This window comes from Pseudoalteromonas sp. NH0006-26 (assembly GCF_057552415.1).
On the sequence record NZ_BAAJMJ010000004.1, the window covers coordinates 337663 to 361478 of the forward strand.

Here is a 23816-nt window from a genome sequence, read left to right on the forward strand (position 1 = left end):
TTGCAAAGTATTTAAAAAGGTCGCACAGCGACCTTTTTTTATAAATTATCATGATGAGAGAGTGCTATATGCTTAATCTAAGCTCTGTGTTTGAAAGTTACTAGATAAGCAATTAATAAAAAACCGCTGTATAAAAAAATCATACAGCGGTTTTTTTATTAACTTTAAGCTTATGCATTAAATTGATTTTTGATTGTTTCAATCGCGCTATCAATATCTATCATTAGCTTTTCGCCAGTGCGGCGGTTTTTAAGTTCTACCTTGTTTTCATCAAGGTTACGCTCACCAATTACAAGCGTGTAAGGCACACCAAGTAATTCCATGTCGTTAAACATAACACCAGGGCGCTCCTTACGGTCATCAAATAGCACATCTAAGCCTGCATCTTTTAAACCTTGGTATAGGTTATTAGCAATATCAGGAATACGATGCGATTTATGCATATTCATTGGCACAATTGCTAAATCGAAAGGCGCGATAGCTTTAGGCCATGTAATACCGTATTGGTCGTTATTTTGCTCAATAGCTGCAGCAACAATACGTGATACACCAATTCCATAACAACCCATAGTCATTATTTGGTTTTTACCTGATTCGCTCAGTACACCTGCTTTCATTGCTTCTGAGTACTTAGTACCTAGTTGGAAAATATGACCCACTTCAATACCGCGCTTGATTTGCAACGTGCCTTGACCACATGGGCTAGGATCGCCTTCTACGATATTACGGATATCAGCAACTTCGTAGTCTGTTACGTCGCGATCCCAGTTAATGCCACTAAAGTGCTCATCGTCTTTGTTGGCACCGGCTACAAAATCAGCCATTACATTCGCTGTTCTATCAACAATAATAGGCATGTTTAAGCCAACAGGCCCTAAAGACCCTGGTTTTGCGCCAATGGCAGCAACAATATCTGCCTCGGTTGCCATTTCTAGTGGAGAATCAACCAGTGGGTGTTTTTCAGCTTTAAGTTCATTTAGTTCATGATCACCACGCAGTACTAATGCAACAAGGCCGCGTACGCCGTCTTCATTAGGAGTGCCATAAACCACTAATGTTTTAACACCGCGATGGGGTTTTACACCATAGTGTTTTTTCAGCTCATTAATTGTTTTAGCATCAGGCGTTGGGAATGCTTTTAGCTCTTTGCTTGCTTGTGGGCGCGCTTCAGTTGGCGCTAGTGCTTCGGCTTTTTCAATATTAGCGGCATAGTCGCTGGCATCACTAAAAGCAATGGCATCTTCGCCAGATTCAGCAAGTACATGGAACTCATGCGATACACTACCGCCAATAGAGCCTGTATCTGCAATTACTGGGCGGTAATCTAAGCCTAAACGTTCAAAAATATTACAGTAGGCTTTGTGCATTACTTGATACGTTGCATCTAAACATTCATCGGTTAAATGGAATGAATAGGCATCTTTCATAGTAAATTCACGGGCACGCATAACACCAAATCGTGGGCGACGCTCGTCACGTACTTTAGTTTGTACTTGGTACAAAGTAATTGGTAGTTGTTTGTAGCTGTTAATTTCTTTACGAACAAAATCGGTGATCACTTCTTCATGGGTAGGACCCATAGCAAATTCACGATTATGACGGTCGGTAAAGCGCATTAACTCAGGACCAAACTCACTCCAGCGGCCAGACTCTTCCCATAAATCAGCAGGCTGAATAACAGGCATAAGCATTTCAATTGCGCCGGCTTTATCCATTTCTTCGCGTACTATGTTTTCTACTTTTCTTAGCACACGTAAGCCAGAGGGAAGCCAAGTGTATAAACCCGAAGCGACGCGACGGATCATTCCGGCTCTAAGCATAAATTGATGCGAGACAATTTCCGCATCGGATGGCGTTTCTTTAAGTGTAGCGAGTATATATTGACTAGTACGCATGTTTTTTCCGAAATAGAGTGATATGTTCTTTTAATTAAGGCGCTCAGTTTACCAGCGGTTGCATTGACACTAAAGCGCTAAGTGATTTTTTATCGCATTTTATAGCCATAGCAGGGCTTTACAGTAGGTTTAACTAATTTCTATATCAGTAACGAGATGGTGAGAGTCAGTCACTTGCCAAGTAATATTGTATTCATACAAATTCATACCATAGCTTTGCATGCCTTGTTTTTGCTTTTTGTAGGCAGGGCGTGGATCTTGTTTTAGCACATTACTAATAAACGCTTGTAGCTCAGGGTAGTGTTGTTGCTTAGCAATAAAATCGAGCGCTTGCTCACTAAATTCAACACTCATTTGAGTTTCTGGACGCGTATCGGCAAATCCAGCGCTTGCATCCGGTAATGAGTCTGAATAGGGTAAATAAGGTTTTATATCTACAATGGGTGTGCCATCAAGTAAATCTATACCGGCGAGCAATAACGCTAACTGCCCATTCTTGTATTCAATTCCCTCTAACTTTACAGCGCTCATACCAATAGCATTTGGACGAAAAGTAGCACGGGTGGCAAATACGCCTTTGCGTTCGTTACCGCCTAAGCGAGGCGGGCGCACCATCGCTGAATAGCCTTTATCAGCAGTTTCATGAAAACGAAATAACAGCCAAATGTGGCTAAATTCATCTAAACCACGAACAAATTCTTCACGATTAAACTCTTTGGCAAAAATAAGTTTAGCTTTAGCTTCAGGCACTAAACGTGGCTGCCTAGGTATAGCAAATTTTTGTTTATACGGAGATTGAATATGGCCAATAGCCGAAATTTGATAATCGCTCATAATGCTCGGTTATAGAAAAAATAGAGCATTATTCTACCTGTTATTAACGTTGCTGGCATTAGCTTAATATAATCAGCATAAAGAAATTTTAGACTGATTGGTTTAAATATGGAATAAAAAAGGGCAAGGCTAAACCTAGCCTTACCCTCACATTGCAATTATTGAGTTGTTATTAAAACATGTATTGAAATGATACTGACGCAACATCCATTTCTGGATCAATATCATCTTCTAATTCGTAACGCTCATACTCTAAACGCACTTGCATATTGGTTGTAAATGCATATTCAATACCTGCACCGTAAAATACGTCACCACCATCTTGAGATGCACTTATGCTGCCAACGGGTAGTTCTTGAGTAACGTCAGCATCCCATTCAAACCAACCACCTTTTGCATAAACAGAAAAGTCTTCAGTGATAGGTGCTGCAAACCGCGCGGCTAACGATACGCCATCAATTTCTGCTTTACTGTCTATATCACTCACTTCATCAAAGTTTTGATAAGCAAGCTCAAGGCTTAAATGTTCATTAAATTGAGTACCAATGTAACCTTTTAACATTTGCGCGTCGTCATCAAAATCGATGTCGTTTTCGCTATCCTCAAACTGAAATGAATATTGGCCATAACCAATACCGGTATAAATGCGTGGAGAGTCCATGTCGGTAACATCAGCCTGTGCCGCTGAATTAAAACCCAGTGTTGCTAAAGCAAGTGCAGAAAGAGAAAGTGTTTTAATCATTGTATAGCTCCTTTAAAAAATAATATCGATGTGTTCGACTTAATTTATCAAACATCAATTTACTAATTGCAGTGAGCGTGCCAAGTATTGCTTAGCCTAAAATTTGTACTTTAGTGGGTGTTTATTGAACTAACTTGGTGTGTTTAGTACGCAAAATATTCAGGCATTCAGCGTACTGTAAATGTATAAAAATTAAAAAATTGTAGCTTTTACAGGTTGTTGTAGTTTATACATACCTGCAAAAGGTACTAAGTTAAACTTTATCTAATAGGTTTTCTGTTTCTATGGCTATTTGTTTCATTTTAATTGCGTAGTTCTCAAGCTTTTTGTCTTCGTCAGTAACCGATTTAAATTCTGGCACTGCCACGGGGTAACCTGTTTCATCCATAGCAACAAAGCTAATAACACAGTGGTTGGTTTCAACTAGGTTTTGCGTTTTCGGATCGCCACAGCGAACCTGAATAAAAATTTGCATACTAGTTTTGCCGGTATGTGCAATTTTTGCCTCAACTTCTACAATTTGGCCCACTAAAATAGGGCGGCTAAACTTAACGCCTGCAACCGATACCGTTACACAGTAATGGCCGCTCCAGCCCGCAGCACAGGCATAACCCGCTTGGTCAATCCACTTCATGACCACACCGCCATGCACCTTACCACCAAAATTTACATCGGTTGGCTCTGCTAAAAAACGAAAAATTACACTCGACGACGCCATAACACACTCTCATTTATTCATATTACTTAACAGCATAGCGCAAAAAAGGGGCCGAAGCCCCTGCAATTTAGGATAAGTTTATAATTTCAATAGAAAGGATGTTACATATTAGGGTAGTTAGGGCCACCAGCACCTTCAGGTGTTACCCAGGTAATATTTTGGCTCGGATCTTTAATATCACAGGTTTTACAATGCACACAGTTTTGCGCGTTGATCACAAAGGTTTGCTCGCCTTCTACCTCTTGCACTTCGTAAACACCAGCAGGGCAGTAGCGCTGCGCGGGTTCATCAAATTTAACTAAGTTAACCTTAATCGGGATTGATGCATCTTTAAGGTGTAAATGACATGGCTGCGACTCTTCATGGTTAGTGTTAGATAAAAATACCGAAGAAAGCTTATCAAAACTGAGTTTGCCATCTGGCTTAGGGTAGTTAATTTTTTCAGCCTGGTCAGCGTCTTTTAAAGTTGCATGGTCAGGTACGTTATCTTTAAAGCTAAACGGTAGGGCACCCTTAAATATATTTTGATCAAGCGTGTTGTATGCGCCGCCTGCAAATTTACCTAAGGTATGCATAGCAGGGCCAAAGTTGCGAGACTGATACAGCTCTTTATACGCCCATGACTTTTTAAACTCAGTAGTGTATTGAGTTAAATCAGTATTGGCTAAATCGTTTTGTAGGGCATTAAAAATAACTTCAGCGGCTATCATGCCTGATTTCATTGCCGTGTGGTTGCCTTTAATTTTTGCAAAGTTAAGCGTGCCTGCATCACAACCCACTAGCAAGCCACCCGGGAAGTGCATTTTGGGTAATGAATGTAAACCGCCTTTAGCAATAGCACGTGCACCGTAAGCAATGCGCTCTCCGCCTTCAAGGGTGTTTTTAAATACCGGGTGATGTTTTAATCGTTGAAATTCATCAAATGGGCTTAAGTGTGGGTTAGAGTAATTTAAATCAACAATTAACCCCACAACCACTTGGTTGTTTTCGCTATGATACATAAAGGCGCCACCGCCAGTGTCACCACTTAATGGCCAACCGGTTCCGTGTACAACTTTACCCAACTGATGTTTAGATTCATCAACTTGCCAAATTTCTTTAAAACCTAGACCATAATGCTGTGGTGAACATTCATCGTCTAAAGCAAACTGATTGATCAGTTGCTTACCTAAATGACCGCGACAGCCCTCAGCAAATACTGTGTACTTAGCGCGTAGCTCCATGCCTGGCATGTAACCGTCTTTTTCGTCGCCGTTTTTATCCAGCCCCATATCACCGGTAATAATGCCTTTAACAACATCATCTTCAATAATAAGTGAATGAGCACTAAAGCCTGGAAAAATTTCAACGCCTAAGCTTTCTGCTTGTTCAGCAAGCCAACGACATACATTCCCCATAGAAACAATGTAGTTACCGTTATTATGAAATGTGTTTGGGGTTGCAAAATGAGGAATAGAGGTTGCTTTTTGTTCGTTATTAAACCAATAAATTTCATCGCTTTGGACTTTAGTCGTAACTGGCGCGCCCAATTCTTGCCAGTTTGGCAGTAGTTCATCCAATGCTTTGGTTTCAAAAACAGCACCCGATAATACATGCGCGCCCACTTCAGAGCCTTTTTCAACCACACAAATCATGCACTCTTGTTGTTTTTCTTGTGCTTGCTGCGCGAGTTTAATTGCTGTTGAAAGCCCAGCAGGGCCTGCCCCTACAACAACAACATCAAATTCCATGGTTTCGCGTTCAATCATAATAACCTCTTTATCTATGACGGACTCACCTTTGCTTTATTTGGCAAAAAGTAAGCTAAGCAACCCGTTTCTTTGTTATGCAAATTAAACGTTACAGGTTGTGAATAGTTTAAGGTTATTTTAGGTTGACGTTTACGTCAACAGGAAGTAGTCTGATTTCATAAAATAAATAGGTTGACGTATACGTTAGCTTATAGGTTTAAATAATTATGGAGTCCCTATGAAAGTTCTCGTACCAATAAAAAGAGTGATCGACTACAACGTAAAAGCTCGCGTTAAACCTGACAACAGCGGTGTTGATTTAACTAACGTAAAAATGGCCATGAACCCATTTTGTGAAATTGCGGTAGAAGAAGCGATTCGTTTAAAAGAAGCGGGTACTGCAACCGAAGTAGTTGTTGTTACTATTGGCGCTAAAGCATCTCAAGAACAATTACGCACAGCACTGGCTTTGGGCGCAGATAAAGCGATTCATGTTGAAACAGAAGAAAATTTAGAGTCTTTACATATAGCAAAATTGCTTGCCAAAGTAGTTGAACAAGAATCGCCTGAACTGGTTATTTTAGGAAAACAGTCAATCGATTCTGATAATAATCAAACAGGTCAAATGCTAGCGGCGCTGACTAACCGTGGTCAAGGTACGTTTGCTTCTAAAGTGGTTATTGAAAATGGCAAAGTAAATGTTACTCGTGAAGTTGATGGCGGTTTACAAACCGTTGCACTTAATTTACCCGCAATAGTCACCACCGATTTACGTTTAAATGAGCCTCGTTATGCGTCGCTACCTAATATTATGAAAGCCAAACGTAAGCCGTTAGAAGTTATTGCGGCTGATTCGCTAGGTGTAGATTTAGCCCCGCGTATTGAATTGGTCAGTGTAGAAGAGCCTGCAAAACGTAGTGGCGGTATTATTGTTGAAGACGTTGCACAGCTTGTAGAAAAACTTAAAACAGAGGCAAAGGTGATTTAAATGAAAACTCTTGTAATTGCAGAGCACGATAACGGTGCCTTAAAACCAGAAACCTCAAAAACGATTAACGCAGCTAAAAAATTAGGCTTTGACGTAGATGTATTATTAGCAGGCATAAACCTTGGCGCCATGAGTGAGTCACTCGCGAGCATTGAGGGGGTTGCGAATGTTTTACTTGCTGATAATGCAGTTTATGAGCATCAACTCGCTGAAAGCATGACAGATTTAGTGTTATCACTAGCTGACAGTTACAGCCATATTGTGGCAAGTGCCACTACCACAGGTAAAAACTTTATGCCACGTGTTGCCGCATTATTAGATGTAGCGCAGATTTCAGAAATTATTGATGTAATAGACGCTGATACATTTAAGCGCCCAATTTACGCAGGTAACGCCATTGCAACGGTTAAATCGCTCGATAGTAAAAAAGTGATCACAGTACGTGCGAGTAGCTTTGATTTACAGGGCGAACAAGCACCAGCTAATGTAACCGCCGTAGATATGGTATCTGACTCACGGCTAAGTAGTTTTGTAAGCGTTGAGCAAACTGAATCTGAGCGTCCAGAACTAACGGCTGCAGATGTGGTTATTTCGGGTGGTCGTGGTATGCAAAATGGTGAAAACTTTGCACTATTAAATGGTATTGCCGATAAACTCGGTGCAGCTATTGGTGCATCACGTGCAGCGGTTGACGCGGGCTTTGTGCCTAACGACATGCAAGTAGGGCAAACAGGTAAAATTGTTGCGCCTAATTTATATATTGCCGTAGGTATTAGTGGTGCCATTCAGCATCTTGCGGGTATGAAAGATTCAAAAGTTATTGTTGCCATTAATAAAGACCCTGATGCGCCAATTTTCCAAGTGGCTGATTACGGTTTAGTTGCTGACTTATTTGATGTTTTACCACAGTTAGAGCAAGCACTATAAAGCAATAGCAATATGCCGCTCCTAAAGTAACAAATTCTGATTTAAAGCCGTCGTTTCATTATTGATTCTGCGGCTTTTTTAATTCAAACATGCCACTTATCTAAATTACTTGCGATTTAGGGTTTTTTGCTACAAAGTGACAGCGTTGTCATTTGTAGTAATACAAAATATTAAATAGGAGCCAAAATGACAAGGTATAAAGCACTTGATGCTATGCGCGGGCTAACCATAGCGTTAATGATATTGGTAAACACCCCAGGGTCGTGGTCCCATGTGTATGCCCCATTACTTCATGCAGATTGGCATGGCTGCACCCCAACGGATGTAATTTTTCCGTTTTTTATGTTTATTATTGGCTCTGCGATGTTTTTTTCGTTCAAAAAAACCAACAGCACAGCCAGTGCTGGCCAAGTATTAAGACTAGTTAAACGTGGAGCAATTATATTTGCCATTGGTCTAGCTTTAAATATTTATCCCTTTACTACCAATATTGAAAACTTAAGAATATTAGGTGTACTGCAACGTATAGGGATAGCCTATATTTTAGCGTCTATCTGTGTGTTGTTTTTAAATAGGCGAGGGGTGTTAACGCTATCAGTTATTATCTTAGTTGCTTATTGGTTATTACTGTTAAGTGTTGGCGCTGAAAACGCTTATACACTAGAACATAACCTAGTTAGAGCGGTTGATATTGCCGTACTAGGTGAGTCGCATTTGTGGCAAGGTAAAGGGCTAGCATTTGATCCAGAAGGGCTGATCAGCACGTTACCCGCTGTGGTGAGTGTCTTGTTTGGTTTTGAAGTGACCCGCCTGCTTACGAGCACAAGTAGCCAGTGGACAAGCATTAAGCGTTTATTAGTTATTGGTGTAGTTGCAGTTGTTATTGGGCAATTAAGCTCAATGGTGATGCCAATTAATAAATCACTTTGGACTAGTAGCTTTGTTATTTACACATCCGGGATTGCCTGTATTGTGTTGGCATTTTTTGTTTGGCTTTGCGACATTGTTAAACCTGAGCGCCTTGTTAATCCATTAATTGTGTATGGATCAAACCCACTGTTTATATATGTATTATCGGCTGTGTGGGTACTGAGCTATTCACTGATAAATATTGGCGAGCTAAACTTGGGGGATTGGATGTATCAGCAACTCGCCTTAGTTATGAGCGCTAAATTGGCATCGTTCACCTTTGCTTTATTGCATGTTATTGGCTTTTGGGTAATTTCGAATATACTTTATAAACGAAAAATATTTATAAAAATTTAGTATTTTTAACAATTTGCTTCCCTAAGCGGGAGGCAAATTATTCAAGTATTTATGCACATTAATATATCAGACAATAAAAAACCAACCCGCGGGTTGGTTTTTTTATTTAACGTTACAAAGCTTAGCTTAGTACGTTGCGCTGCCTTTAGTACGTGGGAAGGCAATTACATCACGTACGTTACCCATACCGGTAACATAAGCAACTAAGCGCTCAAACCCTAAACCAAAGCCAGAGTGTGGCACGCTACCGTATTTACGTAGATCGCGGTACCAGCTGTAGTCTTCTTTGTTTAAGCCCATCTCTTCAAGGCGTGCATCTAATACATCAAGACGCTCTTCACGTTGTGAACCACCAATGATCTCACCAATACCTGGTGCTACTACGTCCATAGCAGCAACAGTTTTGCCGTCTTCGTTTTGGCGCATGTAGAATGCTTTAATATCACGCGGGTAGTTTTTAATAACAACCGGTGCTTTAAAGTGTTCTTCAGCTAGGTAGCGCTCGTGCTCAGACTGTAAATCTACACCCCATTCAACGTCGTACTCAAATTTCTTGCCACACGCTTTTAAAATTTCTACAGCGTCGGTGTAATCAACTTGGGCGAAGTCTTTTTCAACAAATTCTTCTAAACGGCTAATGGCTGTTTTTTCAACACGTAATGCGAAAAATTCCATGTCGTCACGGCGTTCTTTCAATACGGCTTTAAACACGTACTTAAGCATGTTTTCAGCCAGTTTTGCGATGTCTTCTAAATCAGCAAACGCAACTTCTGGCTCTACCATCCAAAATTCAGCTAAGTGGCGAGATGTATTTGAATTTTCTGCACGGAACGTTGGGCCAAAGGTGTAAATTTTTGACATAGCTGATGCATATGTTTCACCGTTTAGCTGGCCAGATACAGTTAGAAAGGCTTCTTTACCAAAAAAGTCTTCGCTGTAATCAATTTCGCCTTTGTCTGTCATAGGCAGATTTTGCATATCAAGCGTTGATACACGGAACATCTCACCTGCGCCTTCACAGTCACTTGCAGTAATAATTGGCGTGCTGATCCAGTAAAACCCTTGCTCATGGTAAAAACGGTGGATTGCTTGTGCTAAACAGTTACGTACACGTGTTACTGCGCCAATCATATTAGTGCGAGGGCGAAGGTGAGCGTGTTCACGTAAATACTCAATACTGTGGCGTTTAGCCGACATTGGGTAGGTGTCTGGGTTTTCAACCCAACCTAACACAGTTACTGAGTTAGCTTGAATTTCGAAAGATTGACCTTGTCCTGCTGATTGTACTAATACACCGGTAACCGACACAGAACAGCCTGCTGTTAAGCTTGTAACTTCATCATAATTATTCAGTGAATTAGGAACTACCGCTTGAATAGGATCAAAACACGAACCGTCATGAACGGCTAAAAATGATATTCCTGCTTTTGAATCGCGGCGTGTACGGATCCAGCCTTTAATGGTTACTTGGCTGTCTACCGCAACATTGCCTTTTAATAGCTCTGAAATCGCTAAATGGCTCATCTTCACTCCAATGATATAAGTTGCCTAACTATATAAATTAACTGTGCGTTACTCATGCTTTTTAGCATTTGAGGTCACTGCACTTGAACCTTGTATAATACCTAGTAAAGTAAAATAAAAAAACTGTTGTGGGCAACTCTTTAAAAGTTTTTAGTGGTGCGTTGTTTTTTTAACCAATTTTTACAGTTAAATAACCACTATTACCATTTGTTGCTCTGAAATTTCATCAATTTGTGGCATTATTAGTAAATAAACCGAATTGACGTATTAATAAAAAATGGATGCTATGAAACAAGTTTTTATTTTACGAGGACTACCAGGCAGTGGTAAGTCATATTATGCGCAAAATCTCGCCGAGGAACTTTCCGGAGCAGATGAAAGCCAATATTTTATTTGCTCAACAGATGATTACTTTGTTAACGAGCAGGGTGAGTACCATTTTGATAAGTTTAAATTATCGCAATATCATAACTTAAACTTGGCCCGTTTTATTAATGCCTTAGCACAAGGCATTGAACTGGTAATAGTGGATAACACCAATATTAAGAAGTGGGAATTTATTGCTTACTCACAAGCAGCCATTGCTTTAGGTTACCAGGTTAAAGAAGTGATTGTTGGTGAAGTAAAAGATAAATCAATGCAACACTTATACGCTAAACGCAATAGCCATAACATACCGTTAAAAACGATTAGTAAAATGGCCTACATGTTTGAGTGGTAAACGTTAAATTTTAGCTAATACGTTTATATCAGAGTGCGTAATGGCATCTAAATGGGCGGTGATTTTTTCACTGCTCCAATCCCACCATGCGATTGCTAAAAGTTTATTAATAGTCTCATCATCAAAACGCTTTTTTATCAATTTTGCAGGGTTACCGCCAACAATACCATAGGCGGGCACATCAGACGTTACCACAGATTTACTTGCTATAATGGCACCATCGCCGACTTTTACTCCTGGCATAATGGTGGCGTTGTAACCTATCCACACATCATTACCTATTTCAGTATCTCCCTTAAAAGGTAAATCACCTTGTTGAGGTGCAGATATTTCCCAGCCATTACCAAATATAAAAAAAGGATAAGTAGAAAAGCCGGAGGTTTGATGATTAGCCCCATTCATTATAAAAGTAACGTCTTTAGCTATCGCACAAAACTTACCTATGATAAGACGGTCCCCGATAAAATCGAAATGGTAAAGTACATTTTTTTCAAAGTTTTCAAGGCCATCAGGGTCGTCGTAATAGGTATAATCACCAACGTCTATATTCGCAGAGGTGATAAAGTTTTTTAAATAACCTACTTGAGGAAACCCTTCCATAGGTGATGGATTGTTTGGATTTGGTCCGTTCATAGTTTCCTCCAAAGTAGAATATATAAAGCGCTAGCTTTTAAATGCCGCCAGCGGATGAGAGGTACTAAGCGATACATACACCTTGTCACCCGGGTATACCACTACTTCATGACTCACCCGACTTGTAACCACAGTACCACAGGCTAGTTTTATGGCGCATAATCTGCTGCCGCCTTCAAAGCGTACCCAAATAACTTCGCCATTATTACCTACGCTGCTTTGTACTAATAATACATCATCGGGACGAAGTAACACCTCTACCTCACCGTGTTCACAGTCAACACCATGGGCGGGCACATTACCAATATCGGTAATTGCTTGGCCGTTATTCAGCGTTCCTTTTATAAAACTAGCTTCACCTAAAAAGCGTGCTACAAAGCGATTGTTGGGCATACTAAAGCATTGCTCAGGACTATCAATTTGCTGTATTTTTCCGCCTTTTAGCACGCCAACACGGTCACCCACCGAAAGTGCTTCTTCTTGGTCGTGAGTAACCCAAATAGCGGGTACGCCGGCTTCTTTAAGTGCATTTCGTATATCCCAACGTAGCATGTCTTTTAAAGCCGCGTCTAAGTTTGATAGTGGCTCATCAAGTAATACAAAGTCTGGCTGGTGGGCTAGGGTACGCGCTAATGCTACGCGCTGTTTTTGCCCGCCTGAAAGCGTAGCTGGTTTTTTATGTCTAAACGCATCTAAACCGAGTAGCTTTATCCAATGATCGGCAGGGCTGGTGTCTTTAAGTTTAAAACACACATTTTGCTCAACCGTTAAATGGGGAAACAGCGCAAAGTCTTGAAATACCATACCTACGCTGCGTTTTTCAGGGGCTACAGTATGCTTTGGTGTCGCTGTCCATTTAGCGACCTTAATTTCACCGTCGCTAATTGGTAAAAGCCCAGCTAGGGCTTGTAAAATAGTACTTTTACCACAACCTGTTGGACCAACAAGCATTAAAATTTCGCTTTCACCTAACGTGAAATTTAAGTCACTAACAACACGATTACTGCCATAATCTATAGACAACTGACTTACAGATAGCATTTAAATAAATCCTTAATGTTCAAACTGGTTGCGTTTCTCGCCAGACATCATAATAGCTAAAGCCGCCGCCGAAATCACCACCAACAATAACCCTGGTATTGCTGCGCGGCCAAAATAACCGGCTTCGTAAACACGCCATAAATACGTAGATAAGGTTTCAAAACCAGTTGGACCCAATAATAGTGTGGCTTCTAATTCACGCATCGACTCTAAAAAGACTAAAGCGGCACCTGCAATAATACCACGCATAGTCAGTGGTAAAGTAACACGTGTGAAAGCTTCACGCGGGCTTGCGCCTAATACCCGGGCTGATTTTACTAAGCTTGGATCGAGGTGCTCGGTGCTGGTACGCACAGAGCCAACCGCAAGTGGTAAAAAACGTAGCATATAAGCAATGATCAACAAGCCCAGTGTTTGATATAAAAAGGGTAGTTGTAAGCCGCCATACACAAGCGCTGTGCCCATAACAATCCCCGGAATACCAAAACCAAAGTAAGTAACGCGTTCCATCACTTTACCTGCTTTTCCTGTTAATGCCGCATGCGCCACAGGAATAGCCACAATAACTGTAACAATAGCTGCAATCGCTGAAGCGTAAGTAGAATGCCATGCAATACTAAAATCAAACGAACTAAAACCATCACGCATTAGCCAAAGTGTAAATACTGCGAGTGGTAAGCCAATAGCAAGTAACAAAATTGGTGCAAAGGTGGCAAACATCGCGCCTAATTGCCATTTTTTTGGGAATAAAATAAGGGGTTGGCCTTGGCGTTCAGACGCAGTTTTAATTTGCGATTCAATCATTAGTAAAAAGCCAACAATTACCATTAGCTGCATAGACAACATAGCCGCACGACTCAGTTCAAAGGCGTTATATTCTACATAAATAACGCGAGTGAAAGTGTCTAAACGCATCATTGCCGGTGTACCAAAGTCAGATAGCGTATATAAGGCAACGAGTAACGAGCCCGCAGCAATACCATTTACAACACGGGGCAAAATAACTTTAAACACGCTTTGTGTCATCGACATACCCAATGTACGAGCTGCATTGACCATGCTCGCATCTAGGCTAAGTAGGGAGGAGCGGGTTGTCATCATTACAAACGGGAAGGTATACAGGGTCATTACAATGGCGGCGCCAGTTAAGCCATACATAGAAGGGGTTTCAAAACCAAGTAAGTTATGTATTTCACCACCAGGGCCAAATGCAGCATAAAGCGTAAATGCACCAATATAACTTGGTATAGCTAAAGGTGCGGCAAACACCACCAGCCAAAACTTTTTAAACGGCAGCTGCACATAGGCGCTAATAAATGCCAGTGGCACACCAATTAAAATTGAGCCTAATACGGTTAAGCCCATTAACGACAGGGTATTGCCTAAAATAGTTAAATTATGACTATCAAAAAAAGAGCTTGCATCACTGGCAAGCGTTATTAAAACAAAAATAGGAGTAAGGGTAACAAGCGCTGCAAGCAGCGCCATAGGATAAGATGGTGGTATTCGCATTATAAAACGCCGCTGCTGCGCATTAAGTCAATAGTTGGACGTAAGTCAGCCAACTGGGTTAAGTCTATTTTAGGTGGCGAAATACTGGTTAATTTAGGCAAGCCATCAGGTTGCTTTATGCCATTTACTAGCGGAATTTCATACGCTTCGCTCGCTAAATAACTCTGTACTTCAACGCTGAGTAAATAGCGCATAAAGTTAGTTGCTAGTGGGTCGTCAGACAGCGATAAAATACCAGAGGCATTCACTAAACAACCGGCATCTTGCTCTGTAAATGCAAGATCAAGTTTAGCGTCGGGCTTACCAGACTTCAAACGTAACGTGTAGTAGTGATTAGCAAAACCAATATCTACTTCACCACGTTCAACGCCCATTACTACACCGAGTTCGCCAGCGTAAGTTTTTGAGCGTTTTTGCACTTTTTTAAGCCATTTAGCAGTTTTATCATCGCCTTCTAAAATTCGCATAGCGGTAACAAACGATTGAAAAGAAGCATAAGCGGGTGCCCAACCAATACTTAAATCACTGTCGGCTATTTCCATAATGCTTGTTGGAATTTGCTCTTTGGTTAAACGCTCAGTATTAAAAGGCAAAGTACGTATACGACCAGTAACAGGTGCCCACTCATCGTATCTAAACTGTGGTTGTAGTTGTGCAGATAAATCACTAGGCATAGGTTTAGCAAGCCCTGCATCGGTTACTAAACCAATAGCGCCCGAGTCGACAGCCCAAAATAAGTCTGCACGTTTAACACCCGCTTTGGCTTCGGCAACAATCGTATTAGCCAAAGCTGCAGTTGGACCGCGTCGAATAGCAAGGTCTAAATCCGGGTTCTTTTTTTGAATGGCTTGTAAAACGTTTTCGTATAAGCCACCTTCACCACGTCCTAAATAAAGGGTGAGTGCGCCTTTCAGTTTAGGTAATGTATCTACCGACACGGGGTTGGCAATATCAGCGGCAAACGCGCGTGAAAGAGATAGCGGCAAAGCGCCAGCTATCCCTAACGCAGCTAAGCCTTGAATAAAGGTTCTGCGTTTCACTTAAAATACATCCTTACGGGCTTTTTCAGCTTTTTCAATTAGCGTTTGTGCACGAGTTAACTTAGTTTGCATATCAACAACTACGTCACGTACTTGGTCTACTGTTTTATTAGCTGAAATAGCTTGCGGTAGGGTTACGTTAAAGTCTTTTTCAAGAACTTCTACTAAGTTAGCGTCTTGCTCAATGAGTGTGCCTTCTACACCTTCAAATAAATGCAGGTAAGTATCGTGAACTATGCTGGTTGCTTCATCGCTTAAACGCTCTGCGTATTTAGCGACCACTCGGTCTAATTTGTGTTTAATTTCATCAATGGTCGCGCTTTGCGTCATTTCTTTTGTTGCTGTGGCTGTAACGCTTTTTAATAACCCTTTTTGTTGAAACTGAGCCGCTAGCTTAACTGCGCCTAGGCCTTGCCATAAAGCATTGTTCATTGCTTGTTGCTGCAAACGTACTTCTGAGGCTGGCTTTTTGTTATCAATAGCCATTTTTATGCCATACAAACCTTGCCAAATAGAGGCATACACAGGGACATAATTTGTTTCTATGGCGCTGTGAAATTTAACCGATTCCCAGTACTCAATTAAGTCATCAGTATTAACTGCTTTAGCGCCTTTGTTCTCGTAATCGCTTACTAGGGTATCAACCTTTGAAACCATCCACTCAACGTCTTCGTTGTAGGTTTTTAAATTAGCTTGAAGGTGATTAACATGCTCACCAATTGGGCCGTTAGCAAGTGCCGGTTGTGCAAAAATCGCAGAGGCGAGTAAAAAAGTTGCACTTAATGTCTTGGCAGGCTTAAGTAATATTTTCATAGCAAGTGAGTCCATAAATGTTATTGTAAATGATAGTCATTATCATATCCCTAAACATCCCTTAGATCAACACACTAAATCAAGCCAAAGGGTTAAATTTACTAAACTTTACAGAGGAATAATAACTAAATAGAAATATCAATTTAATTTTAACTTTAGTGGCTAAAATAATTAACCATCTATACGTAATGTTTACCCTTTATGGCGTTATATATTGCATCACAAAGGTGTTTTATACTGATATCGTCACTTATATACGGTGGCATTAAGTAAATTAACTTACCAAACGGGCGTATCCACACTCCTTGGCTAACAAAATAAGCCTGTATTTTAGCTACATCTACTATTCCTGCCTCATCTGTCAGCTCTACCACGCCAATTGCACCTAAAGTGCGCACATTTGCTACATCAGTAAGTGAGCCACACTGATGTAATTGTTGAAGTGCTTGGTTTACTTCACTAATTCGTTTTTGCCAATCTTGTTCAAGCAATAAGTCTATACTTGCACATGCCACAGCGCAGGCGAGTGGATTGCCCATAAATGTAGGTCCGTGCATCAAAACACCGGCTTCACCTTCGCTAATGCCTATCGCTATTTTATCGGTCGTTAACGTGGCTGATAGGGTCATGCTGCCGCCGGTGAGTGCCTTGCCAATACAAAGTATATCTGGCTGTACATTGGCGTGCTCTACAGCAAACATTTTACCGGTACGGCCAAAGCCTGTCGCAATTTCATCGCAAATGAGCAATACATCGTATTGAGTACATAACTTGCGCACACAGGCTAAATATTCAGGATGATAAAAGTTCATTCCTCCCGCGTTTTGTACTATGGGTTCAATAATAAAGGCGGCAACATGCTGGTGGTGTTTTAAAAAATAGTGTTCTAGTTTATCCGCCTCGGCTTGATTAAACTCGTCATGAAATTGGCTAACAGGTGCAGGTACAAATACATGCTCAGGTAAAAAGCCAGAGTACAAGCTATGCATAGAATTAACCGGATCGCACACACTCATGGCCGCAAAAGTATCGCCATGATAGCCCTTAAACGGAGTCATTAACTTTTGTTTAGTACTAATGCCTTGGCTTAACCAATACTGCAGTGCCATTTTAATCGCTACTTCAACACTAACCGAGCCGCTGTCGGCTAAAAATACTTTGTTTAAATGTTCGGGCGTTATTGCTACTAGCTTTTTACAAAGCTCCACTGCGCTGTAATGGGTAATGCCGCCAAACATTACATGGCTCATTTTATTGATTTGCTCTGTCATCGCATTATTTAAAACGGGATGATTGTAGCCATGTATTGCGCTCCACCAAGAGGCCATACCGTCGATGAGTTTCTCGCCTGTTTCTAGGTGGATAAGGTTGTGATTGGCATGTGTAACAGGGTAAACCGGAATTGGTTGAGTCATTGATGTATAAGGGTGCCAAATGTGATTTCGGTCAAAATCAAGGTCTATTGTTTGTTTTATGTTCATATGTAAACTTTAATTAAGTTAGCTTCGTTGACAATGGTACGGCAATACGTATTCTAATCCAATAACACCAAGAGCAAAAAATAAAAGAGAGTATTATGGAGCTTGCAACAGTTCGCCACGATTGGACCCATAGCGAGGTTAAAGCCTTATTTGAAATGCCGTTTAACGATCTGCTTTTTAAAGCCGCGACCGTACACCGTGCTAATTTTAATCCTAATCAGGTGCAAATTTCTACTTTACTATCAATAAAAACAGGTGCTTGCCCTGAAGATTGTAAATATTGCCCGCAGTCGGGTCATTATAAAACCGACCTAGAACGAGAGCGCTTGCTAGAAGTAGAAAAAGTAGTAGAGCAAGCACGCCTTGCAAAACAAAAAGGCGCCACCCGTTTTTGTATGGGCGCTGCGTGGTCAGATCCTAAAGACCGTGATATGCCGTACATTTCAAAAATGGTTAAAGAAGTAAAAGAGCTTGGTCTCGAAACCTGTATGACCCTAGGTAAGCTTACCAATGAAAAAGCCCATGCATTGAGTGATGCAGGGCTTGACTACTATAACCATAATTTAGATACCTCACCTGAATACTACGAACAAATTATATCTACCCGTACCTTTGCAGACAGACTAAACACTATTGATCATGTGCGTGATGCCGGTATGAAAGTTTGTTCTGGTGGTATTGTCGGTATGGGTGAGCAACCCAGCGATCGTTATGGGTTATTAATGCAATTGGCTAATTTGCCGCAGCAACCAGAAAGCGTCCCTATTAATATGCTAGTAAAAGTAAAAGGAACACCGCTTGAAAACGTAGACGACTTAGATCAGTTTGAGTTTATTCGTACTATTGCCACCGCGCGTATTATGATGCCGCATAGCTATGTACGTTTATCGGCAGGGCGCAGTGCAATGAATGAGCAAATGCAATCGATGTGTTTTTTTGCCGGTGCTAATTCAATTTTTTATGGTGATAAACTCCTGACTACAGAAAACCCAGAAGCTGATGCCGATATGCAATTAATTAAAAAACTGGGTATGAACCCTGAAACGGCAGAAGACTATTCAGATGAAGCCGTTGCTGCGTCGTTATCTTCTAAAGTGGCCGATAAAGCCAGTTCAGAATTGTTTTATCCTGCTTAACATTGTGTATTGCTATGTCATTTGATTTTATAAATAGCCATTTACAAGCGCGCCAGCAAAGCGCGCTCAACCGCAAGCGTTATGTTATTGAGCAAGCCAGTGCGCGTGAAATTATAGTTGATAATAAACGCTATCTTAACTTTGCCAGTAACGACTACCTAGGCTTTGCCGATGAGCCCACTTTGTTTGAAGGCATGCAGAGCTTAGGAAGTCATAGCTCTGCTTTAGTTACTGGCTATCAAGGTGCGCAGCAACAGCTCGAAAAATACTTATGTGCTCAGTTGGGCTATAACAATGCCATGCTGTTTAATTCGGGCTTTAGTGCTAATAGCAGTGTTATAAAAGCGCTATTTCAAGATAAAGCCATTGCTCAACAAAGTGCGATTTTTCAGGATAAACTTAATCATGCGAGCTTAATCGACGGCGCATTGCATGCAAACGCAGCACTTGTGCGCTTTAACCATAACGACATGAATCATTTACGTTCACGGCTCGAAAAGTCCAATGCTAAGTATAAACTGATCGTGAGTGAGGGTGTATTCTCAATGGATGGCGACCAAGCACCATTAATTGAGTTACTTAGTTTAGCTAAAGCACATAACGCCTGGTTAATGATAGACGATGCGCATGGCTTTGGCGTACTGGGAAAATCGGGTTTGGGAAGCTGTGAGCCACTTATAGCGGCAGATAATTTACCAGATATTTTAGTGATCACCTTTGGTAAAGCGGTGGCAAGTAGCGGGGCGTGTGTATTAGGTTCAAGTGAATTTATTGATTACATGCTGCAGTTTAACCGCGATTACACTTATTCGACCGCAATGTCGCCATTTATTGCTTCGCATACATTATCAAGAATTAAAACCATACGTGATGCAAATCACAAGCGAGCAAAATTAAACGCCAATATTGCTTTATTTAAACGTTTAGCCAATGAGCACAAAATTGCCTTAATGGATTCGACCACTGCCATTCAACCCTTAGTTTTAGGGTGTGCCGAACAGACTTTAAAAGCCTGTGAGCAGCTCAAACAACAGGGGATTTGGCTAACCGCTATTCGTCCGCCCACGGTGCAGCATAATACATCAAGGCTACGCGTTACCTTAACCGCCGCCCATACCGAGCAAGACATAACAACATTGGTAAATTGTTTAAAAAAGGCCATTGCATGACAAGCGCACAAGCTACAAATACGAACTCGTGTATAAAGTCACCGTTAGCTTGTTTAGCTGTTAGTAGTTTAAAGCAGGTAACGCAACGCAAGTTTTCAACGGCGGCAAACCAATATGTAGCCCATGCGCATGTGCAAAAACAAGCAGCAATCGATTTAATTAAACTCATTAAGCTTGATGCGAGCACAAAGCACAAACACTGTATTGATTTAGGCGCGGGGCCGTTAGTGAATACCCAAGCGTTACAAGGAATATACAAACAGGTAATTGCCATGGATTTAAGCCTCAACATGCTTAAAAATAGTGCAGTAAACGCACCGCGTATTTGCGCCGACATGGATAATTTGCCATTACAACAAAATAGTATTGATGTGGTATTTAGTAATTTTGCAATGCAATGGTCGGCTAATTTTGAAATGCTAATGTATTCATTACATTCAGCTTTAAAGCCCGGTGGGCAGGCGTACATAAGTACGGTGGTAGAAGGCTCACTACATGAAATAAAAACGGCGTTTGCCGCGCTCGATTCGCATAGCCACATTAATAACTTTTTAAGTAGCGATAATATAAACCAATCGGTCAAAAAGGCAGGGTTTATTGTTAATAACGCGACAGAGGTTATTTTTACCGATGAGTTTACCAGCCCGCTTAAAGCGATTAGCTCAATTAAAGCCATTGGTGCAACGTCGCAAAATAAAGCAACCCAACGCCCTGGTTTATTAACTAAATCGGCGCTGCAAAAAGTATGTGCGGCGTATCCGCTTATAAACAACCAAGCCCATGTATCTTACCATGTGGTATTGTTATCATTAGAAAAAGCAAAAATTTAAAGGTAAGGCAATGCAGCAATTTTTTATTACCGGTACCGATACCGACACTGGTAAAACCCACGTAACCAGTTTGCTATTAAAGTTACTCGCTCAACATAAACAGCGCGCAATAGGCTTTAAACCGATTGCATCAGGGTGTGAACTTGCGTTTGATCAGCTTGTGAATGCCGATGCCTTAATGCTAATGGAAAGCGCGACCGTGAGCGCTAAGTACGACATTATTAATCCGTTTGCTTTTAAGCCCGCCATAGCTCCGCACATTGCAGCAGAGCAAGTAGGAGTAACCCTAAGTGTTGAAAAGCTACGTACCGCTTATAAAAATGTGAAGCAACAAGGTGCCGACTACCTTTTAACAGAAGGTGCGGGCGGCTGGGCATTGCCAATTAATAATAACGAATATTTATACGACTGGGTAAAAGCAGAGCAACTACCCGTAATATTAGTGGTAGGGATGAAACTTGGCTGTATTAATCATGCTTTACTCACTGCAGCCCATATGCAAAGTATGGGTGTTAATTGCATTGGCTGGATTGCTAACCAAGTTGATGGCACTATGGATGAATACCAAGCAAACTTAGATTCACTTAAAGCACGTTTACCATTCCCGTTGCTTGCTATAAGCCCCTATACCGAGCAAACCCCTAAATTACAAATTTATAAAACCCTGCTTGAAAAATTATTACTAAATCCATAAATAACCCTTGTGTTGTGACATAGTTTGTCACAGAATAGCGCTGACGTTATGACATAGTGTGTCATAACGCAGTGATTGCTATAGCCGATCAACAAAAAGAAATCGCTCAGCAATAAATGTTATTTTTGGAGACCATGTATGAAACGTGTATTTTTGTTTTTATTAACTAACTTAGCGGTTATGTTGGTATTAGGTGTTGTGCTTTCAATCATAATGAGTGCGCTGGGCTTAAGCCATCGTAGCTTAGGTGGTATTTTATTAATAGCTGCTGTATTTGGTTTTGGTGGGTCGTTTATTTCTTTATATATGTCGAAATGGATGGCGAAAAAATCGACCGGTGCACAGGTTATTACAAAACCAAGTAACGAAACCGAGCAGTGGTTAATGAACACGGTTGCCGCGCAAGCTAAAAAAGCTGGTATTAATATGCCTGAAGTGGCTATTTACGACAGCCCAGAAATGAACGCCTTTGCAACCGGCCCGAGTAAAAATAACTCGCTGGTGGCGGTAAGTACGGGTTTATTACACAATATGACCCAAGATCAAGCCGAGGCAGTGCTTGCGCACGAAGTATCGCACGTGGCTAATGGCGACATGGTAACGCTAACGCTTATTCAAGGCGTGGTTAATACCTTTGTTATTTTTGCCGCAAAAGTACTGGCGGGAATTGTAGATAATTTTATAAATAGCGATGAAGAAGAGGGCGGCAGCAGCTGGACTTACTTCTTATTTGATATGTTATTCCAAGTATTATTTGGTGTATTAGCCAGTGTGGTGGTTGCTCATTACAGCCGCAAACGTGAATTTGCAGCCGACAACGGTGCAGCTCAGTTGGTAGGCGCAGATAAAATGCGTTCAGCCCTTGAGCGATTAAAGCAAAACCACCCATCGCAATTAGAAGGCTCAATGATGGCCTTTGGTATAGTCAGTGGTAAAGGCATGGCTGAGTTGTTTTCATCTCACCCACCGCTTGATGCACGTATAGACGCACTACGTCGTTAAAAAAATTCAAGTTTTTCACAGTACTTGTAAACAAAAAGCCTGCATTTGCAGGCTTTTTTATGTTTAATAGTTTTTATTGTGATTGAATAATGTCTGTAATGCCCTCTGGCGAAAGTATTTCAATCCAGTAACCGTCAGGGTCTTTAATAAATGCAAGGCCCTTCATTGAGCCGCCATCTGGCTGTTTTACAAACTCCACATCGTATTTAGCAAAGCGCTCACAAGCAGCGTATACATCGGGCACGCTTATACCAATATGGCCAAAGCCTTTTGGTTCTTCATTACCACTGTGATAACCGGTAAAGCTGTCGTCGTTTTCAGTGCCCCAGTTATGGGTAAGCTCAATCAGCGCAGGGCGGCGAAACACCCACTGGGTTTTTTCTTTATCATCGCCTATAGGCATATCTTGCTCATAGCCTAAAAAGTACAAGGTAAACTCCATACCAGGAAAGTCGTACTTTCCTAACAGCTTCATACCTAATACGTTTTCATAAAATGCCAGCGACGGTTTTGGATCTTTAATACGCAACATAGTTTGTTGCATCACATAGCCCTCAGTGGCTTGTGCAATTTGCTCTGGAGATTCGTTATAGCTAGACATGAGATAATCCTTAATAAAATGACTGAAAAACCTTAATGGATTTAAAAAGGCAGGCAATACGAACATCATAATCAACAGCGGCAAAAATTAAAACCACCAGGCTAAATTTACAGCCAGTTAGTTGGGTTTTTTTAAGCGGAAAATGGCATATTTATCGATACTGGTTATTTATACAGTGGTGGTGTTTTGTCTAATATTACTGATCTCCACCATTTTGGGGTATTTCTGCATTTATGAAGTATGAGCCGTAGTTAACTAGTTGTTTACAGGTGTTTATTTGAGGGCTAAGATAAATGCAATGTAATATATGGACATTTGTCGGTTTATAAAACGACAAATGTCGTAGACAAAGTTGTTAGCTGCCAATGAAATCTCGAACTATGAGTCTAAATTTACAAGTTTCCAAATTCTGCCTTATTTCCTTCGGCATTATTATGGTTATCATATTTGGCACTCCCGTTATTAGTAATTTAATAGTAATGGAGTTAATAGATATTTCAAGGTGTGACTTATCTCCTG

Annotated in this window: 22 protein-coding genes; 9 read left to right on the forward strand and 13 right to left on the reverse strand. The window is 40.9% G+C overall.

Features of this window, described 5'->3' with window-relative positions; all coding sequences use genetic code 11:
- Positions 1–170 precede the first annotated feature (170 nt).
- From AC27JR_RS08725 to AC27JR_RS08745, 5 genes are all read right to left on the reverse strand, one after another.
- The gene (locus AC27JR_RS08725) at positions 171–1895 is read right to left on the reverse strand and encodes a proline--tRNA ligase (protein ID WP_487173345.1); all 1725 of its coding nucleotides are present in this window, start codon (positions 1893–1895) and stop codon (positions 171–173) included.
- A gap of 129 nt (positions 1896–2024) precedes the next feature.
- A complete protein-coding gene (gene tsaA, locus AC27JR_RS08730; RefSeq protein ID WP_008113807.1) occupies positions 2025–2729 on the reverse strand; it encodes a tRNA (N6-threonylcarbamoyladenosine(37)-N6)-methyltransferase TrmO in 705 nt (234 codons plus the stop codon).
- Between the two features lie 172 nt (positions 2730–2901).
- Complete coding sequence (locus tag AC27JR_RS08735; protein ID WP_008113810.1) at positions 2902–3471, reverse strand: outer membrane beta-barrel protein; 570 nt, start codon at positions 3469–3471, stop codon at positions 2902–2904.
- 253 nt (positions 3472–3724) lie between these two features.
- Complete coding sequence (locus AC27JR_RS08740) at positions 3725–4189, reverse strand: acyl-CoA thioesterase (RefSeq protein ID WP_008113812.1); 465 nt, start codon at positions 4187–4189, stop codon at positions 3725–3727.
- Between the two features lie 101 nt (positions 4190–4290).
- Positions 4291–5937, reverse strand: coding sequence for an electron transfer flavoprotein-ubiquinone oxidoreductase (locus AC27JR_RS08745; RefSeq protein ID WP_487173346.1), 1647 nt, complete (start codon positions 5935–5937; stop codon positions 4291–4293).
- A 220-nt stretch (positions 5938–6157) separates the two neighbouring features.
- On the opposite strand from AC27JR_RS08745, the gene AC27JR_RS08750 reads away from it, so the two are divergent.
- The 3 genes from AC27JR_RS08750 (at position 6158) to AC27JR_RS08760 (ending at position 9100) form a co-directional block, all read left to right on the forward strand.
- Positions 6158–6907: an electron transfer flavoprotein subunit beta/FixA family protein gene (locus AC27JR_RS08750; RefSeq protein WP_008113816.1), complete on the forward strand. Its 750-nt coding sequence runs from the start codon at positions 6158–6160 to the stop codon at positions 6905–6907.
- Complete coding sequence (locus AC27JR_RS08755) at positions 6908–7834, forward strand: electron transfer flavoprotein subunit alpha/FixB family protein (protein ID WP_487173347.1); 927 nt, start codon at positions 6908–6910, stop codon at positions 7832–7834.
- 186 nt (positions 7835–8020) lie between these two features.
- A complete protein-coding gene (locus AC27JR_RS08760) occupies positions 8021–9100 on the forward strand; it encodes an acyltransferase family protein (RefSeq protein WP_487173348.1) in 1080 nt (359 codons plus the stop codon).
- A gap of 126 nt (positions 9101–9226) precedes the next feature.
- On the opposite strand, the gene asnS is transcribed toward AC27JR_RS08760, so the two are convergent.
- The gene (gene asnS, locus AC27JR_RS08765; RefSeq protein ID WP_487173349.1) at positions 9227–10624 is read right to left on the reverse strand and encodes an asparagine--tRNA ligase; all 1398 of its coding nucleotides are present in this window, start codon (positions 10622–10624) and stop codon (positions 9227–9229) included.
- Positions 10625–10910: 286 nt separating this feature from the next.
- Here asnS and AC27JR_RS08770 point away from each other — a divergent pair, with 286 nt between their 5' ends.
- A complete protein-coding gene (locus AC27JR_RS08770) occupies positions 10911–11345 on the forward strand; it encodes an ATP-binding protein (RefSeq protein WP_008113825.1) in 435 nt (144 codons plus the stop codon).
- Between the two features lie 3 nt (positions 11346–11348).
- Here the strand turns inward: AC27JR_RS08770 and AC27JR_RS08775 are convergent, their stop codons facing one another.
- The 6 genes from AC27JR_RS08775 to bioA all read right to left on the reverse strand — a co-directional run bounded on the left by AC27JR_RS08775 (position 11349) and on the right by bioA (position 17865).
- The gene (locus tag AC27JR_RS08775) at positions 11349–11978 is read right to left on the reverse strand and encodes a Vat family streptogramin A O-acetyltransferase (protein ID WP_487173350.1); all 630 of its coding nucleotides are present in this window, start codon (positions 11976–11978) and stop codon (positions 11349–11351) included.
- Positions 11979–12008: 30 nt separating this feature from the next.
- Entirely contained in the window at positions 12009–13019 is a 1011-nt protein-coding gene (locus AC27JR_RS08780; RefSeq protein ID WP_487173351.1) for an ABC transporter ATP-binding protein, read from the reverse strand.
- 12 nt (positions 13020–13031) lie between these two features.
- Positions 13032–14531, reverse strand: a complete 1500-nt coding sequence (locus AC27JR_RS08785) for an ABC transporter permease (protein ID WP_036932919.1) — start codon at positions 14529–14531, stop codon at positions 13032–13034.
- Entirely contained in the window at positions 14531–15571 is a 1041-nt protein-coding gene (locus AC27JR_RS08790; protein WP_487173352.1) for an ABC transporter substrate-binding protein, read from the reverse strand. The genes AC27JR_RS08785 and AC27JR_RS08790 overlap by 1 nt, the downstream gene beginning before the upstream one ends.
- Positions 15572–16384, reverse strand: coding sequence for a hypothetical protein (locus AC27JR_RS08795; RefSeq protein WP_487173353.1), 813 nt, complete (start codon positions 16382–16384; stop codon positions 15572–15574). It abuts the gene before it with no gap.
- Positions 16385–16563: 179 nt separating this feature from the next.
- Positions 16564–17865 carry an adenosylmethionine--8-amino-7-oxononanoate transaminase gene (gene bioA, locus AC27JR_RS08800; RefSeq protein ID WP_487173354.1) on the reverse strand — a complete coding sequence of 434 codons (1302 nt, stop codon included), beginning with the start codon at positions 17863–17865 and terminating at the stop codon, positions 16564–16566.
- Between the two features lie 95 nt (positions 17866–17960).
- Between bioA and bioB the strand changes: the two genes are divergently transcribed.
- The 5 genes from bioB to htpX all read left to right on the forward strand — a co-directional run bounded on the left by bioB (position 17961) and on the right by htpX (position 22696).
- Entirely contained in the window at positions 17961–19001 is a 1041-nt protein-coding gene (gene bioB / locus AC27JR_RS08805; RefSeq protein ID WP_010390068.1) for a biotin synthase BioB, read from the forward strand.
- 14 nt (positions 19002–19015) lie between these two features.
- Complete coding sequence (locus tag AC27JR_RS08810; RefSeq protein ID WP_487173355.1) at positions 19016–20170, forward strand: aminotransferase class I/II-fold pyridoxal phosphate-dependent enzyme; 1155 nt, start codon at positions 19016–19018, stop codon at positions 20168–20170.
- Positions 20167–21000, forward strand: coding sequence for a methyltransferase domain-containing protein (locus AC27JR_RS08815; protein WP_487173356.1), 834 nt, complete (start codon positions 20167–20169; stop codon positions 20998–21000). Before AC27JR_RS08810 ends, AC27JR_RS08815 begins: the two co-directional genes overlap by 4 nt.
- A gap of 10 nt (positions 21001–21010) precedes the next feature.
- The gene (bioD, locus tag AC27JR_RS08820; protein WP_487173357.1) at positions 21011–21694 is read left to right on the forward strand and encodes a dethiobiotin synthase; all 684 of its coding nucleotides are present in this window, start codon (positions 21011–21013) and stop codon (positions 21692–21694) included.
- Positions 21695–21832: 138 nt separating this feature from the next.
- Positions 21833–22696, forward strand: coding sequence for a protease HtpX (htpX, locus tag AC27JR_RS08825; RefSeq protein WP_487173358.1), 864 nt, complete (start codon positions 21833–21835; stop codon positions 22694–22696).
- A gap of 73 nt (positions 22697–22769) precedes the next feature.
- On the opposite strand, the gene gloA is transcribed toward htpX, so the two are convergent.
- Complete coding sequence (gene gloA / locus AC27JR_RS08830) at positions 22770–23297, reverse strand: lactoylglutathione lyase (RefSeq protein WP_008113856.1); 528 nt, start codon at positions 23295–23297, stop codon at positions 22770–22772.
- Positions 23298–23816: the final 519 nt, after the last annotated feature.

Coding starts and splice junctions, on each gene's coding strand:
- AC27JR_RS08770 (WP_008113825.1), top strand. CDS start 10,911: ATGAAACAAGTTTTTATTTTACGAGGACTACCAGGCAGTGGTAAGTCA.
- AC27JR_RS08750 (WP_008113816.1), top strand. CDS start 6,158: ATGAAAGTTCTCGTACCAATAAAAAGAGTGATCGACTACAACGTAAAA.
- AC27JR_RS08735 (WP_008113810.1), bottom strand. CDS start 3,471: ATGATTAAAACACTTTCTCTTTCTGCACTTGCTTTAGCAACACTGGGT.
- bioA (WP_487173354.1), bottom strand. CDS start 17,865: ATGAACATAAAACAAACAATAGACCTTGATTTTGACCGAAATCACATT.
- AC27JR_RS08785 (WP_036932919.1), bottom strand. CDS start 14,531: ATGCGAATACCACCATCTTATCCTATGGCGCTGCTTGCAGCGCTTGTT.
- AC27JR_RS08740 (WP_008113812.1), bottom strand. CDS start 4,189: ATGGCGTCGTCGAGTGTAATTTTTCGTTTTTTAGCAGAGCCAACCGAT.
- htpX (WP_487173358.1), top strand. CDS start 21,833: ATGAAACGTGTATTTTTGTTTTTATTAACTAACTTAGCGGTTATGTTG.
- AC27JR_RS08760 (WP_487173348.1), top strand. CDS start 8,021: ATGACAAGGTATAAAGCACTTGATGCTATGCGCGGGCTAACCATAGCG.
- asnS (WP_487173349.1), bottom strand. CDS start 10,624: ATGAGCCATTTAGCGATTTCAGAGCTATTAAAAGGCAATGTTGCGGTA.
- bioD (WP_487173357.1), top strand. CDS start 21,011: ATGCAGCAATTTTTTATTACCGGTACCGATACCGACACTGGTAAAACC.
- AC27JR_RS08810 (WP_487173355.1), top strand. CDS start 19,016: ATGTCATTTGATTTTATAAATAGCCATTTACAAGCGCGCCAGCAAAGC.
- AC27JR_RS08745 (WP_487173346.1), bottom strand. CDS start 5,937: ATGATTGAACGCGAAACCATGGAATTTGATGTTGTTGTTGTAGGGGCA.
- tsaA (WP_008113807.1), bottom strand. CDS start 2,729: ATGAGCGATTATCAAATTTCGGCTATTGGCCATATTCAATCTCCGTAT.
- AC27JR_RS08725 (WP_487173345.1), bottom strand. CDS start 1,895: ATGCGTACTAGTCAATATATACTCGCTACACTTAAAGAAACGCCATCC.
- bioB (WP_010390068.1), top strand. CDS start 17,961: ATGGAGCTTGCAACAGTTCGCCACGATTGGACCCATAGCGAGGTTAAA.
- AC27JR_RS08815 (WP_487173356.1), top strand. CDS start 20,167: ATGACAAGCGCACAAGCTACAAATACGAACTCGTGTATAAAGTCACCG.
- AC27JR_RS08795 (WP_487173353.1), bottom strand. CDS start 16,384: ATGAAAATATTACTTAAGCCTGCCAAGACATTAAGTGCAACTTTTTTA.
- AC27JR_RS08775 (WP_487173350.1), bottom strand. CDS start 11,978: ATGAACGGACCAAATCCAAACAATCCATCACCTATGGAAGGGTTTCCT.
- AC27JR_RS08755 (WP_487173347.1), top strand. CDS start 6,908: ATGAAAACTCTTGTAATTGCAGAGCACGATAACGGTGCCTTAAAACCA.
- gloA (WP_008113856.1), bottom strand. CDS start 23,297: ATGTCTAGCTATAACGAATCTCCAGAGCAAATTGCACAAGCCACTGAG.
- AC27JR_RS08780 (WP_487173351.1), bottom strand. CDS start 13,019: ATGCTATCTGTAAGTCAGTTGTCTATAGATTATGGCAGTAATCGTGTT.